The sequence below is a fragment of the Bradyrhizobium betae genome, from assembly GCF_050632175.1.
Taxonomy (GTDB): Bacteria; Pseudomonadota; Alphaproteobacteria; order Rhizobiales; family Xanthobacteraceae; genus Bradyrhizobium; species Bradyrhizobium betae_B.
The window spans coordinates 3,955,514-3,968,948 of sequence record NZ_CP192576.1 but is presented as its reverse complement, the minus strand read 5'-3'; the positions used below and the strand labels follow the sequence as shown (position 1 = coordinate 3,968,948).

General features: G+C 64.4%; 14 protein-coding genes and 1 pseudogene. 1 reads left to right on the top strand and 14 read right to left on the bottom strand.

Annotated elements, in window-relative coordinates; translation table 11 throughout:
• Positions 1-62: 62 nt before the first annotated feature.
• From ACQ86E_RS19150 to ACQ86E_RS19115, 8 genes are all read right to left on the bottom strand, one after another.
• A complete protein-coding gene (locus ACQ86E_RS19150) occupies positions 63-269 on the bottom strand; it encodes a hypothetical protein (protein ID WP_431201311.1) in 207 nt (68 codons plus the stop codon).
• A 159-nt stretch (positions 270-428) separates the two neighbouring features.
• A complete protein-coding gene (locus ACQ86E_RS19145) occupies positions 429-893 on the bottom strand; it encodes a GNAT family N-acetyltransferase (RefSeq protein WP_431201310.1) in 465 nt (154 codons plus the stop codon).
• A gap of 30 nt (positions 894-923) precedes the next feature.
• The gene (locus ACQ86E_RS19140) at positions 924-1,514 is read right to left on the bottom strand and encodes a glutathione S-transferase family protein (protein WP_431201309.1); all 591 of its coding nucleotides are present in this window, start codon (positions 1,512-1,514) and stop codon (positions 924-926) included.
• A 69-nt stretch (positions 1,515-1,583) separates the two neighbouring features.
• Positions 1,584-2,393, bottom strand: coding sequence for an outer membrane protein (locus ACQ86E_RS19135; protein WP_431201308.1), 810 nt, complete (start codon positions 2,391-2,393; stop codon positions 1,584-1,586).
• Between the two features lie 168 nt (positions 2,394-2,561).
• Positions 2,562-3,392 carry an outer membrane beta-barrel protein gene (locus ACQ86E_RS19130; RefSeq protein WP_431201307.1) on the bottom strand — a complete coding sequence of 277 codons (831 nt, stop codon included), beginning with the start codon at positions 3,390-3,392 and terminating at the stop codon, positions 2,562-2,564.
• A gap of 228 nt (positions 3,393-3,620) precedes the next feature.
• A complete protein-coding gene (locus ACQ86E_RS19125; protein ID WP_431201306.1) occupies positions 3,621-4,868 on the bottom strand; it encodes an MFS transporter in 1,248 nt (415 codons plus the stop codon).
• A gap of 214 nt (positions 4,869-5,082) precedes the next feature.
• Positions 5,083-6,429, bottom strand: a complete 1,347-nt coding sequence (gene glmM, locus ACQ86E_RS19120; RefSeq protein ID WP_431201305.1) for a phosphoglucosamine mutase — start codon at positions 6,427-6,429, stop codon at positions 5,083-5,085.
• Positions 6,430-6,648: 219 nt separating this feature from the next.
• Positions 6,649-6,816, bottom strand: coding sequence for a hypothetical protein (locus tag ACQ86E_RS19115; protein WP_431201304.1), 168 nt, complete (start codon positions 6,814-6,816; stop codon positions 6,649-6,651).
• Between the two features lie 92 nt (positions 6,817-6,908).
• Here ACQ86E_RS19115 and ACQ86E_RS19110 point away from each other — a divergent pair, with 92 nt between their 5' ends.
• Positions 6,909-8,045 carry an alpha-hydroxy acid oxidase gene (locus ACQ86E_RS19110; RefSeq protein ID WP_431201303.1) on the top strand — a complete coding sequence of 379 codons (1,137 nt, stop codon included), beginning with the start codon at positions 6,909-6,911 and terminating at the stop codon, positions 8,043-8,045.
• A gap of 144 nt (positions 8,046-8,189) precedes the next feature.
• Here ACQ86E_RS19110 and ACQ86E_RS19105 read toward each other — a convergent pair whose 3' ends face one another.
• From ACQ86E_RS19105 to ACQ86E_RS19080, 6 genes and pseudogenes are all read right to left on the bottom strand, one after another.
• Entirely contained in the window at positions 8,190-8,813 is a 624-nt protein-coding gene (locus ACQ86E_RS19105) for a hypothetical protein (RefSeq protein WP_431201302.1), read from the bottom strand.
• A gap of 124 nt (positions 8,814-8,937) precedes the next feature.
• Positions 8,938-9,564, bottom strand: coding sequence for a hypothetical protein (locus ACQ86E_RS19100; RefSeq protein ID WP_431201301.1), 627 nt, complete (start codon positions 9,562-9,564; stop codon positions 8,938-8,940).
• Between the two features lie 64 nt (positions 9,565-9,628).
• Positions 9,629-10,462: a shikimate dehydrogenase gene (locus ACQ86E_RS19095; protein WP_431201300.1), complete on the bottom strand. Its 834-nt coding sequence runs from the start codon at positions 10,460-10,462 to the stop codon at positions 9,629-9,631.
• Positions 10,463-10,525: 63 nt separating this feature from the next.
• The gene (locus ACQ86E_RS19090) at positions 10,526-11,170 is read right to left on the bottom strand and encodes a YoaK family protein (RefSeq protein ID WP_431201299.1); all 645 of its coding nucleotides are present in this window, start codon (positions 11,168-11,170) and stop codon (positions 10,526-10,528) included.
• Between the two features lie 66 nt (positions 11,171-11,236).
• Positions 11,237-12,998 (bottom strand): annotated as a pseudogene (locus tag ACQ86E_RS19085) (SulP family inorganic anion transporter).
• Between the two features lie 110 nt (positions 12,999-13,108).
• Positions 13,109-13,381 carry a helix-turn-helix domain-containing protein gene (locus tag ACQ86E_RS19080; RefSeq protein WP_375310978.1) on the bottom strand — a complete coding sequence of 91 codons (273 nt, stop codon included), beginning with the start codon at positions 13,379-13,381 and terminating at the stop codon, positions 13,109-13,111.
• Positions 13,382-13,435: the final 54 nt, after the last annotated feature.

The window sequence follows — 13,435 nt, the reverse complement described above, 5'->3', positions numbered from 1 at the left end:
TAGTAAGCCTCCCGTTGGGGGAGGTGTCCCGCCGCGGCTGATACGGGAAACAGGAAGAGTCGTCAAGGAAGTTCCGGGGCCTCACGCGCGAGTGATGGCTCATCCGGGGCGACATCAGGGGATTCGACCATGGCGAGCGCGTTCAGCAAGCCGGTGGCATCACTGATCAATTGCGCGGCCCGGCGGCGACTGCCGACTTTCAAAATGCATTTGTCATTGGCCTGCACAACGTAGTCGTTGCCGACCTTGATCATGGAATAGCTTGTCATCAAAATTCCCGAACCGACCGAGCCCGGCTTCCAGACGCTGGCGTAGCACCGTTCGTTCCTGGTTCCACGTGAACGACTGAAGGGTAGTTTACCCACTGTTAAGATGAACGAACGCGCGATCCGATTTCGCTGATCGCGCAACGGCCGCTGGATGCTGCCTCAAAAGCGGACAGTCATGCCGACGTGACTCGATGTGAATCCGAGTCGCTTGTAGAAGCGCTGTGCGTCGACGCGACTCGCATGCGTCAGCAATTCGACCAGGATGCAGCCGCGCGCTTTTGCTTCGGTCACCGCCCATTGCACCAATTGCTCGCCGATGCCGCGGCTGCGGCAATCGGAGGCGACGCGAACATCTTCGAGCAGGCCGCGGATACCGCCTTGCGAGCTGATGCCCGGCAGCACCGCCAGTTGCAGACAGCCGACCACCCTGCCCTCGCTCTCCGCAACCACGAGCGTGAGGTTCGGATCGCGCTCGACCCGCGCGAACGCCTCGTAATACACGGCAGGTAGTGGGTCCTCCATGCGCTCGCGGGCGCGCCCGAGATGATCGTCGGCAAGCATTGCAATCATCGCAGGGACGTCCTCGCGACGTGCGGGACGGATGGAGACGGACTTATCGTTCATCGGGGAAACTCCGGGCTCGGCGCGAGAGGCTCAGCGCGCCGGCGGCAGACCGAGAGAGGCCTCGGCCTCGCCGATCCAGCGGCGAACGGCCGGATAACGGCCGAGATCGAAGCCGCCCTCATGCGCGAGGCGGGTATAGGCAAGCAGCGAGACATCGGCGAGCGAAACCTCATCGCCGGCGAAGAACCGGCTTGCCGCCAGATGCTGCTCCATGCGGTCGAGCGCCGCATAGCCGCGCTTGACCTTCTCGGGGTCGAGCTCGGATGCATCCTTGCCGAGATAGACCAGCTGGAAGCGGCACACCGCGATGTAGGGCTCGTGGCTGTACTGCTCCCAGAACAGCCATTCATCCATCTTGGCCGCAGCGAAGGCATCGCGCGGGATCAGCGCGCTGTCGCGGGCGAGATAGCGGATGATGGCGTTGGACTGCGCCAGCGTACGGCCGTCATCGAATGCGACGGTCGGCACCTGGCCGGCGCCGTTCATCTTCAGAAATTGCGGCGTGCGCGTCTCGCCTTTGCTTGTGTCGATCTCGATCCACTGGTGAGGCAGCGCCAGCTTGTCGCAGACCCACTTCACCTTGAGACAATTGCCGGAATTGCTATCGCCGTAGACCTGCATCGCTGCCACCCCATTTACGGGCGACAGAGCATCAGGACGGAAGGAACCTGTCAACAGGCAGCGGGCGGCTCAGAACTTGTAGCCGAGCCCGGCGCGAACGGTGTTGATGTTGGTGTCGACCGCGGCGGTGAAGCGGATATATTCCCACTCGGCGCGCATGAAGAGCCCGCCCACGAGATTGACGTCGACGCCGAGACCGGCGCTGTAGCCGTAGATCAGATGGTTGTGCTGCGTATCGGTCGAGGAGACTGGCCCCTGTAGAACGCCAGCGGGGGTCACATAATCCTGAGCACTCACCGACTGGGTAATGTCGGCATTGCCGAGCGCGAGTCCGGCGAACATGTAGGGCAGGAAACATCCCCACGCATAACCGGCCCGGCCGCGAAACGTTGCCATATCCTTGATCGCGATCGATGACGTCGAGCTGGCGGTAACGGAGTGCACGTTGCCATCGGACAACGTGTTGCTGCGGGATTCGCTGGCCGTGGCTGATCCGCCGAAGGAGCCGTGTAGGTAACTTGCTTCCACGCCCAACACGACATCTTCCCACTGGGCATTGTAACCGGCGAAGGCGCCGTATCCAGTGCTACGACGGGAGGCCTTGCCAAGTCCCAGATTCCACTGCGAGACGCCCATTTCCGACTCGATCAACGTATCGGCCAACAGTGCCGCCATCATGTTGCTTGTTGAACCGTTGAAGTTCTCGTCAGAGGATCCATAGCCGGCCTGGGCGCCGATGTAGCCGCCCTGCCAGTTGACGCTGGATCTCGACAGGCCGTCGGTGAAGCTGCCACGCAGGATGGGCAGATCGGAGAGGTCGGCCGCATGCGCGACAGACACCGTTCCCAACATCACCGCTGCCAACAAAAGCCTACGCATCGCAACGCTCCATCGAACTCGAACTTTCACTCGTGATCATGGCTCGTTAACCTTAACCAATGGTTGCGCCGGACGCTTTCGTCGCCGTCACGCATGAAAAATACGCAAAGCAAAACGGCGCGGGATGATCCCGCGCCGTTAAGAGAGTTTAACCGATCAGGCTTGCAATCAGCCCTTGGTGACGAGCGGCGGCATGTAGGCCGGCTGCGGGCTGTTGAGCTCCCAGCGCACGCCGAGCTTGACGTCATGCGAGGTGATGTCCTTGATCTTGATCGAGGTCGGACCCGACGCGCTGTTGTCGAACAGGCGGTAGTTGCCGGGCGCACCGTCGCCGAGATTCATGTAGCTGTAGGCCAGTTCGACGGTGAAGCCGGGATTGACCTTGTAGGCGAGACCGGCATGAGCGGCCCAGGCCAGGTTCCACTTTCCGTTGTCGGCGAAGTAGGCGACGCTGTTGTTGAGCCCCGGGCTGTACGACACGCCGTCGTCGCGGAAGCCGCTGATCTTGTTGTAGGAGCCGCCGACACCGGCACCGATGAACGGGGTGATGCACCACCAGGTGCCGAGGTCAACGTAGGCGTTGGCCATCACGACCCACTCGGACTTGCTGCCGGTGTAGTTGTTGACGCCGACGAAGCCGGGTCCAACGACGTTGTCGCTGCCGTGCAGATTGGCTTTGCCACGGTACTGGCCGATCACGTCCGCGCGAAACCAGTTGTTGAAGCGATAGCCGGCGCCGAGACCGAACAGCGTCGCTGAGTCGAAGCCGAGGCCTTCCGTCGACTTCGAATAACCAGCCGGCAAGGCGCTGTCGATGCTCTTGGCGCGCTGGTTGGTCATGCCGATGTCGCCGCGGAGATACCAGCCGCCGAAATCGGCGGGCGGAGCCACCGGCGCGTACATCGGAGGGGGCGCCGCGATCGGCATGTCGGCGGCGAACGCCATCGACGAGATCAGGGTTGCCGCACCCGCGGCAAGGAGAGACTTAACGCTACGCATTGGCTTCGTCCTTATGGCCGGTGAGGCTCAATACGGGCGCCTCACGTTCTGGAAACTCACAGGCGGGACGATGCCACCAAATGCTTAAGCGCCACTTAACCCTAATTTTTAAGGTTGATTTTTTCTCACCACTCGCGCGCTTGCCGTCGAAGCGTTGCAAAAATGCAGCGCCTGCGCGTTGCAATCGCTAACGATGTATGAAGCCGCAATGCAGCGAAGGAGGATTTGTTAACGCGCGTAGCGCGGCAGCCTGGGCAGGAACACCGCAAGCAGGCCGATCGCCGGCAGGTAGGCGCAGACCTGATAGACGAACTCGATCGAGGTGTGGTCGGCGAGCTTGCCGAGCACGGCGGCACCGAGGCCACCGATCCCGAAGGCGACGCCGAAGAACACGCCGGAGATCATGCCGAAGCGGTGCGGCACCAGCTCCTGCGCGAACACGATGATCGACGACGTCGTCGAGGAAATGATGATGCCGATGATCACGCTCAGCACCGCGCTCGCATAAAGCCCGGCATAGGGCAGCGCCAGCGTGAACGGCAGCGCGCCCAGGATCGAGATCCAGATCACGATCTTGCGGCCGAAGCGATCGCCCAGGGGACCGCCGAAGAACGCTCCGACCGCGTTCGCCGCGAGGAAGATGAAGAGGTAGATCTGGGCGGTCTGTGTCGACACGCCGAAACGGTCGATCAAATAAAAGATGTAGTAGCTCGACAGGCTGGAGACGTAGAGCTGCTTCGAGAACAGCAGCGCCACCAGCACCAGCAGCGCGACCGTGACGCGGCGCGAACTCGGCGCGTCCGGATGGGCCTGAACCGCGACCGTCTTCTTCGCCTTGATCTGCGGTTCATACCAGCGGCCGATGCGCCAGAGGATCACGATGGCGAGGAACGCGATCGAGGAGAACCATGCGATGCTGCCCTGCCCGAACGGCACCACGATCAGCGCGGCCAGCACCGGTCCCATCGAGGTGCCGAAACTGCCGCCGAGCTGGAACACCGATTGCGCAAAGCCGTAGCGGCCGCCGGAGGCGAGCCGCGCGATGCGCGCGGACTCCGGATGAAACACCGCAGAGCCGAGACCGACCAGAGCGGCAGCCACGAGGATGACGAGATACTGGTGCGCGGCGCTGAGCAGCAGCAGGCCGAAGAAGGTCGAGGCCATGCCGATCGCCAGCGAGTAAGGCTGCGCCTTCTTGTCGGTGTAGTGGCCGACCACCGGCTGGAGCAGCGAAGCCGTGAACTGGAACGCCAGCGTGATCATGCCGATCTGCGCAAAGTCGAGCGCATAGGTGTCCTTCAGGATCGGATACACCGATGCGATCAGCGACTGCATGGTGTCGTTGAGGAAGTGCGAGAAGCTGATGCCGGCGAGGACGACATAGGCCGGCCCCGCAGCCTTGGCGATGGGCGTGACGTCGGCAACGACGACAGGCTCGGTCAGCGTTTCCTCAGAGACGACGACAGGCTTGTTCAAGGGAGCACCCCGGCATGCGCGGCGGAGCGCCGCGACCTGCTGGGTACGATGACAGCGGCGGTTGAACCACCGCCAATCGTCGATGGCTGGAATGCGCTCGCCTGGTTCACTGCGAGATTCGTAGCCCGGATGGAGCGAAGCGCAATCCGGGGCCTTATCGGCCGTTGCGAGAATCCCGGATTTCGCTTCGCTCCATCCGGGCTACGATCGCACCTCAGGCCGCAGCCGCCTGCCCCAGTGCCGAGACGATGGTGTCGACGACGTCCTCGACGAGGATACGGTCCTCGCCCTCGCCCATGACGCGGATCACGGGCTCGGTGCCCGAGGAGCGGATCAGCAGGCGGCCGTGGCCGTTGAGGCGTTTCTCGCCGTCCGAGATCGCGGACTTGACGTCGGAATCATCGAGCGGCTTGCCACCCTTGTGGCGGACGTTCTTGAGGATCTGCGGCAGCGGATCGAAACGATGGCAGACTTCCGACACCGGGCGGCGCAGCTTCTGCACCACGGCCAGCACCTGCAAGGCGGCAACGAAGCCGTCGCCGGTGGTGGCGTAGTCGGACAGGATGATGTGGCCGGACTGCTCGCCGCCGAGATTGTAGCCGCCGTTCAGCATCTGCTCGAGCACGTAACGGTCGCCGACCGGCGTCCGCACGAGATCGAGGCCGTGCCCCTTCAGGAAACGTTCGAGACCGAGATTGGACATCACGGTGGCGACGATGCCCGGACGCGACAGCCGTCCGTCTTCCTTCCAGCTCTGCGCGATCACCGCGAGCAGCTGGTCGCCGTCGACGACATGGCCGCGCTCGTCGACAAGGATGACCCGATCGGCGTCGCCGTCCAGCGCAATGCCGATGTCGGCGCGCATCTCGCGCACCTTCCGCGACAGCGCTTCCGGCGAGGTCGAGCCGCAATCCTTGTTGATGTTGAAACCGTCGGGCTCGACGCCGATCGGCACCACGTCGGCGCCCAGTTCCCACAGCGCTTCCGGCACCACCTTGTAGGCGGCGCCATTGGCGCAATCGATCACGACGCGCAGGCCGTCGAGCGACAGATCGCGCGGCAGCGTGCGCTTGGCGAATTCGATGTAGCGGTCGTGCACGCCGTCGATACGGCGGGCGCGGCCGAGGCTCGCACTTTGTGCAAGCCTCTTCTCGATCGGCTCGTCCAGCAGCAGCTCGATCTGCTTCTCGACGTCGTCGGACAGCTTGAAGCCCTGCGGGCCGAACAGCTTGATGCCGTTGTCCTCGAACAGATTGTGAGAGGCCGAGATCATCACGCCGAGATCGGCGCGCATCGACTTGGTCAGCATCGCGACCGCCGGCGTCGGCATCGGGCCGACCAGCAGCACGTCCATGCCGACCGAGGTGAAGCCCGCGACCATCGCGTATTCGATCATGTAGCCGGACAGGCGGGTATCCTTGCCGATCACGACCCGGTGGCGGTGGTCGCCGCGCTGAAACGCAAGGCCTGCGGCCTGGCCGACCTTGAGCGCGAGCTCCGGCGTGATCAGTCCGTTGGCGCGGCCCCGAATCCCGTCCGTCCCGAAATATTTGCGGCTCATATCGTCCCCCACGCAACAACCAGGAATCCCCGCGACAACCTCCGGGTGCCACAATGGGCCCCGCATCCCTGATTTGCTGGGGTCTTATAATGCCTGCGCGGCTAACTTGGCTTCAAAAAATATGATGAATCATTACGGAACCGGGGACAACGCGCCCCGGTAACTTATTGTTAACATTATATTTCCGACTGGCGCGCCGGAACGGACGGGAACCAGAGGCTAGCCCGAGCGCTTCACATGGCCGTCCCCGCGGCTGGGCGCCGGCTGGGTGACGTTGACGGGGTCGGAGCCCGGGAAGGTCTCCTCGAGGCCTTCTTCCAGCGCGTCCTCGAGATCCTGCTTCTCCTTGATCTCTTCCGGCGTGGGCTGGCTGTGCGGTTTGCTCATGGCGCCCTCTCTTCAAACGATTTGGCTGTGCATCCAACCATGCTAGATGACCCCTCGATCTTCTGATGCAAGACGGGCCGGGGAAAACATCCATGAAGCACATCACCTGTATCGACGACCTTCGCACCCTGCATCAGCGTCGCGTGCCGAAAGCGTTCTTCGACTATTGCGACCGCGGCTCCTACGCCGAGGAAACGCTGCGCGCCAATCGCGACGACATGCAGCACATCAAGTTCCGCCAGCGCATCCTGGTCGACGTCTCCAAACGCGACACCTCGACCACCATCCTCGGCGAACCCTCGACCATGCCGCTGATGCTGGCGCCCGTGGGCCTGCTCGGCATGCAGCATGGCGACGGCGAGATCCACGCCTGCCGCGCCGCGCAGGCCGCCGGCATCCCGTTCACGCAGTCGACGATGTCGATCTGCTCGATCGAGGACATCGCGGCCAATGTCGAGAAGCCGTTCTGGTTCCAGCTCTACGTGATGAAGGACCGCGGCTTCATCAAGGAATTGATCCAGCGTGCGATGGCAGCCAAGTGCAGCGCGCTGGTGCTAACCGTCGATCTCCAGGTGATCGGCCAGCGCCACGCCGACATCAAGAACGGCATGACGATCCCACCCGAATGGTCGCTGTCGAAGTTCCTCGATTTCGCGACCAAGCCAGCCTGGGTCTCCGGCGTGCTGCAAGGCAAGCGCCGCACCTTCGGCAACATTGCAGGCCATGTGAAGAACACCGAGGACCTCAACCGGCTCGCGGAATGGACCGCCTCGCAGTTCGACACGTCATTGAACTGGAAGGACATCGAGTGGGTCCGCAGCATCTGGCCGGGCAAGCTCATCATCAAGGGCATTCTCGACGTCGAGGATGCCGAGGAAGCAGCCAAGACCGGCGCGCAGGCGCTGGTGGTGTCGAACCATGGCGGCCGTCAGCTCGACGGCGCGCCGTCCTCGATCGAGGTGCTGCCGGAGATCGCCGACGCCATCGGCGACAGAATGGAAATCATGTTCGACGGCGGCATCCGCTCCGGCCAGGACGTGATGCGCGCGCTCGCGCTCGGCGCAAAATCCTGCATGATCGGCCGCGCCTATGCCTATGGCCTCGGTGCCGGCGGCCAAGCCGGCGTCGCCAAGGCGATCGACATCATCCAGAAGGAGCTGCTCACCACCATGGGCCTGTGCGGCGTCAACCGGATCGACGAAATCGACGATCACATTATTGCGGTGTAGCCGCAGCAGCGGTGTAGCAGGGTGAGTTAGCTCTGCGGCTGCGCGAAGCGCAGTCGCACAGCGTAACCCACCAACTTCGGCCCGCATTCGCGGATGCATGGTGGGTTACGGCTACGCCTAACCCACCCTACAAATTCCGCGCGTTCACATCGGCGGCGTGATGCCGTCCCTGCCGACATTGACCCGGTTCGCTTCCAACGAGCCGTCGTCCTTCTTCACCGCGCCGAAGATGATCAGCTTGGCGCCCGGCTTGATCTCGGACTTGTCGCTGCCGATGAAGGTGACGATGGGCGTGTCCGGCGGCACCACCACTTTCTTCTCGCCATCCTTGTACTTGACCGTGATGTTCTGGCCGTCGGTTCCCTTCACCGTCTGCGCCACGGTGGCGTTGGTCATGGTCGAGTTGGCACGCGCATCCCAGGGGCGGAAGCCCTCGGCGGCGCCGCGCTGGTTCTCCGGGAAGATATGCACCGCGATCGCCTTTTGCGTTCCGTCGGGCTCGGGCAAGCCGGTGACCCCGATGTAGGAACCGTCCTTGATCTCCGACAGCGAGGTCTTGACCACGGCGAAGACCGCGGCGTTGTCGGTCATCTTCACCTTCACGTCGGCACCCTCGCGGGTCTTGATGGCGAGCGTGTTGCCGTCGACGCCCTCGATGGTTCCGCGGATGCGCACCGTCGGCGTTTGCTGCGCCGAGGCCGAGACGATGGAAACGACAGCAAATGCAGCCACGACGGCGCGTGGCATCCAGTTATTCAGCTTCGACATGATTGCCCCCTTCAGGACGTTGCGGTGGATCGATCACGGCAAACCCGCGCCGCCACCGCTATTCTCAACTTTTGAGCATGATTTTCGGAGAACCGCTGCTCAGTTTTACGGATCGTGCTCCCGGTCACATCGGCGGTGTAAGTCCGTTGATGCCGACGTTGACGCGGTTGGTCTCGAACGAGCCATCCGGCAATTGCTTCATGAAGGCGACGACTTTTGCGCCGGCCTTCAACTCGGCCTTGTCGCCGGGCACGAAGGTGACGACAGGCGTGTTGTCGGGGACGAACACCTTCTTCTCGCCGTCCTTGTACTTGACCAGCAGCGTATGGCCGTCATTGCCGACCACGCTCTCCGACACCGTCGCATTGGTCATGCTGGAGTTCGGCTTGAGGTCGTAGGGTCGCGAGCCTTCTCCGGTGCCGCGCATGCTCTCAGGAAACACGTGAACCTCGACGGCGTTGTTGCCGCCATCAGGTCCCGGCACGGTGGTGGCGCCGACGAAGGAGCCGACCTTGATGTCCGCGAGCGAAATCTTGGTGACCCCGGCCACGCGGACGTCAGGCGCAATATGCAGCTTGACGTCCTCGCCGCCGCGCGACTTCACCTGCATGGTGTCACCGCTGACACTCTCGATCGTACCGCGCACACGCGTCGGTACCGGCGCCTTTTGCGCGACGGCACAGAGGGTGGAAGCGGCCACCATCGCGACGGCGATGAGCGGGCGTGTGAAACTTGCACGGTGGATGGTCATGACGGTCTCCGGTTGTCCCACGGGGTAGAACTCCGGATATGGCGCGCTATTCGCTGTTGACCTCTCAAGTCTTTGTGAGATCGGCTTCGACCAGCGCGCGCAGTTCGGCCGTGACCTGCGGCCTCCGGCCGAACCACAGCTCGAAGCCGCGCACCGCCTGGTGCAGCAGCATGCCGAGCCCGTCGGCAGTTTTCAGGCCGCGCGCCTGTGCGGCCGCCAGCAGCGGCGTGACCAGAGGGACGTAGACCAGATCGGCGACCACGGCCGCCTGCGGCAGGCGAGCCACGTCGATAGCGAGCGAGGGCTGGCCATGCATGCCGAGCGAGGTCGTGTTCACGAGAAGTCTTGCGCGCGGCAGCACGTCGTCGATCGCGTCCCACGTCACCGGATGCACGTTCGGCCCGAACTGGTTTGCCAGTGTCTCGGCCCGCGCGATGGTGCGGTTGGCGAGATGGATGCGGTTGATGCCGCGCTCGCGCAGGCCAAATATGACGGCGCGCGAGGAGCCGCCGGCCCCTAACACCAGCGCCTCGTCCGCCTTGTCCCAGCCGGGTGCGCCGGCATCGAGATTGTTGATGAAGCCCTCGACGTCGGTGTTGGTGGAGCGCAGCTCGCCGCCTTCGAACCACAGCGTGTTGGCCGCGCCCACGGCCCTGGCGCGCGCATCGGGCGTCGACAGCTCAAGCACGCCCTCCTTGTGCGGGATGGTGACGTTGGCGCCGACGAAGCCACGCAGCGACAGCCGCAGCACGAAGTCGCGGAGGTCTTCGGGCGGCACCGCCTCGATGACATAACCGCCCTCGATCCCGAGCGTGCGCAACCAGTAGTGATGGATCAGCGGCGAGCGCGAATGCGCGGCCGGCCATCCTATCAAACAGGCTGCAGGCGTTTGGGTCACGATCAATCCTGCGCTCCGGGAGAGAGTGTCGGACGCGATCCATTTCGCGTCCCGCGGGCTCTGTCAAGCGCGCGGGCGCCGCATCGCCGCGGCCACGATTGCGGCCAGCGCCAGCGCCGCGCCTGCAGCGAACCAGATCGCGGCGAGGTTGATCCGGGCATAGGCCAGCGCGCCGGCCGCGGCGCCCGCGACGAGCGCCGCCCACAGGAACCAATTCGGGGCCCAGCTCCAGCGCGGTCCCCCGGTGAGGCTCACCGCAAGGAGCTGGCCGACCTTGACCAGCGCACCCGTGACATAGGTGAGGCCGAGGCCCGCGCCGCCGTCGATCTGGAACACGGCATTCTCCAGGCCCATCGCGAGCACGATCGCCGCGATCGCGAGATCCGGCAGGCCGTAGGCATGGCAGAGTCCGGCACCGGCCAGCAGCGCCGCTTCGATCAGAAGCAGCCAAGGCTGACGCTCGGCGCCGCCGCCGAGCACCACGAAGCTGCCGGCGGCCGCGCCGACCACGAACAGCGCGATCAGACCGAGAGCGCCGGCGGCCTGCCACCATTGCGCGTCCGCAATGCTGACGCCGAGGCGCGTCGAATTTCCGCTCATGAAGGAGACGAACAGGCCGCCAAGCTTCAGGAAGCCGATGCCGTCGACAAAGCCCGCGAGCAAGCTGAGCGCGCAGGCCAGCGCCACATTGCGAGTCGAATAGAGCATTCCGATCCACCACCGCCGTGATGCGGCAGTGTCGGTCAATTCGGCCGGCTTGAGAAGGGAGCGCCGCTAATTCGCGGCGGCATCCTCGGCGACGGGAGCAGTCGCGCCCGCGGCCTGCTTGATATCGGCGACCGCTCGCTCGATGGTCTGACGATAACGCGCGTGTCGCGGGCTCACACCGTGCGTGAGCAGCGCGCGCCGGACCGCGGGCGATGCGCCGGTGATGAACAGCTTGATGCCCTGGCGGTGCGCCTTTGCGGCGACGCGCCCCAGCACGTTTGCGGCCGTGGAATCCAGGAACGGAACCGCGGCAAAATCGACCACGAAGGCCTTGCGCCCGTCGGCGACGCCGTCGAGCACACTGCCGATCGCCGATGCAGCGCCGAAGAAGAACGCGCCGGTGATGCGATAGACCAGCACGTCGCGATCGACCGCGAGCCCGGAATCGTAGCGTACGCGCTCGCCATTGCCGTCATCGGGACGATCGTCGGGCGCCAGCGGCGGCCGCTCCTCGATCGCGGTCATCTCCGACATGCGGTGGATGAACAACACTGCGCCGAGCGCGAAGCCGACCAGGATGCCTTCGGTGAGATCGCGAAAGACGGTGAGCAGGAACGTCGCGAGCAGCACGATGGCATCGCCCCAGGATGAGCGCAGCAGCGTGGCGAATTCGTGCTTCTCGGCCATGGTCCAGGCGACGACGACGAGCACGGAGGCGAGCGCGGCCAGCGGAATGTAGCTCGCCAGCGGCGCCGCGATCAGCATGAACAGAAGAAGGAAGACCGAATGCAGCATGCCCGCGAGCGGCCCGCGCGCGCCGGCGCGGATGTTGGTGGCGGTCCGCGCGATCAGGCCGGTGACACAAATGCCGCCGAACAGCGCCGAGCCGATATTGGCGGCGCCCTGCGCCACCAATTCGCAATTGGAGCGGTGACGGCGCCCGGTCATGCCGTCCGCCACCACGGCGGACAGCAACGATTCAATCGCGGCCAGCAGCGCGAACGCAATCGCATCCGGCAGCACCGCCGTCGCCTTCGCAAGCGAGAACGCCGGCAAGGCCGGCGACGGCAATTCGCGCGGAATGCCGCCGAAGCGCGAGCCGATGGTCTCGACCGGCAGCGACAGCACGGTACACGCGACCGCCGCAAGCACGACCGCGATCAGGATGCCGGGCCAAGACGGCCGCCAGCGCCGCAGGCCGGCAATGATGGCGATGCTGACGATCGCGACGGCCACGGCGGACGGATTGATGGTGGGCAGGCCCGCTGCGAGCGCGACGAGTTTCGGAACGAACTCGCTCGGCTCTTTCCCCGCGAGCGTGATTCCTCCGAGATCGCGAAGCTGGCTGGCGAAGATGATCACGGCGATACCGGCGGTGAAGCCGACAGTTACCGGATAGGGAATGAACTTGATGTAGGTGCCGATCCGCAGGAAGCCGGCAGCAACCAGAAGAAGTCCCGCCATCAGGGTGGCGAGGATCACGCCGTCGACGCCGTGACGGTCGGCGGTCGCCGCGACCAGCACGATGAAGGCCCCGGCGGGACCGCCGATCTGGAAACCGGCTGCCGCCGAGCAGCGATGCGATGAAGCCGCCGACGACGGCGGTGTAGAGACCGCGGTCCGGCGTCACGCCCGAGGCGATCGCGATCGCCATCGACAACGGCAGCGCGACGATCGCGACCGTGAGACCCGCGAACACATCGGCGCGGAGATCGGCAAGGCCATATCCCTCGCGCCATACGGTCACGACCTTTGGCAGATAGAGTTCGGTAAAGGTCGGCCGACGAAGCTGGTGCAGCTTGCCTGCGTGTTCGCCCGTGATGCTCATTTCAGCAAATTGCTCCGCTGCCCACAATGCTCCGATGCATCGTGCGGCCGCGTGCTTCGGCGCGCCCGGTGCGTTAGTCCAATTTGCTCCCGAGCATGATCATCGCGGGATCACGCCCCCACCCGGCGTGGCGGCCCCGGCTCTTTCAGCCGAACGCCGCGTCCGCCGCCGTCGCTGCGTGCCTGTTCGCCGATCAGCTCGACGCCCGCCCGCTCGAACGCATCGACCACTCTCATCAAGGTCTCGACCACGCCGCGAACGTTGCCGGTGCTCGCCTCCATCCGTTGGATGGTCGGCAGCGACACGCCTGCGAGTTCCGCCAAGGTCCTCTGGTCAATGCCAAGCAGCGCGCGGGCTGCCCGCATCTGGAATGACGTGATCACCTTGGCCTCACGTATCAAAGCTTATAATTGATATCTGACGCATGTACAATGATG

Excerpts from the sequence above, each read along its gene's own strand:
- ACQ86E_RS19110 (WP_431201303.1), top strand. The coding sequence starts at position 6,909 with ATGAAGCACATCACCTGTATCGACGACCTTCGCACCCTGCATCAGCGT.
- ACQ86E_RS19100 (WP_431201301.1), bottom strand. The coding sequence starts at position 9,564 with ATGACCATCCACCGTGCAAGTTTCACACGCCCGCTCATCGCCGTCGCG.
- ACQ86E_RS19140 (WP_431201309.1), bottom strand. The coding sequence starts at position 1,514 with ATGCAGGTCTACGGCGATAGCAATTCCGGCAATTGTCTCAAGGTGAAG.
- ACQ86E_RS19145 (WP_431201310.1), bottom strand. The coding sequence starts at position 893 with ATGAACGATAAGTCCGTCTCCATCCGTCCCGCACGTCGCGAGGACGTC.
- glmM (WP_431201305.1), bottom strand. The coding sequence starts at position 6,429 with ATGAGCCGCAAATATTTCGGGACGGACGGGATTCGGGGCCGCGCCAAC.
- ACQ86E_RS19150 (WP_431201311.1), bottom strand. The coding sequence starts at position 269 with ATGACAAGCTATTCCATGATCAAGGTCGGCAACGACTACGTTGTGCAG.
- ACQ86E_RS19090 (WP_431201299.1), bottom strand. The coding sequence starts at position 11,170 with ATGCTCTATTCGACTCGCAATGTGGCGCTGGCCTGCGCGCTCAGCTTG.
- ACQ86E_RS19135 (WP_431201308.1), bottom strand. The coding sequence starts at position 2,393 with ATGCGTAGGCTTTTGTTGGCAGCGGTGATGTTGGGAACGGTGTCTGTC.
- ACQ86E_RS19130 (WP_431201307.1), bottom strand. The coding sequence starts at position 3,392 with ATGCGTAGCGTTAAGTCTCTCCTTGCCGCGGGTGCGGCAACCCTGATC.
- ACQ86E_RS19115 (WP_431201304.1), bottom strand. The coding sequence starts at position 6,816 with ATGAGCAAACCGCACAGCCAGCCCACGCCGGAAGAGATCAAGGAGAAG.
- ACQ86E_RS19105 (WP_431201302.1), bottom strand. The coding sequence starts at position 8,813 with ATGTCGAAGCTGAATAACTGGATGCCACGCGCCGTCGTGGCTGCATTT.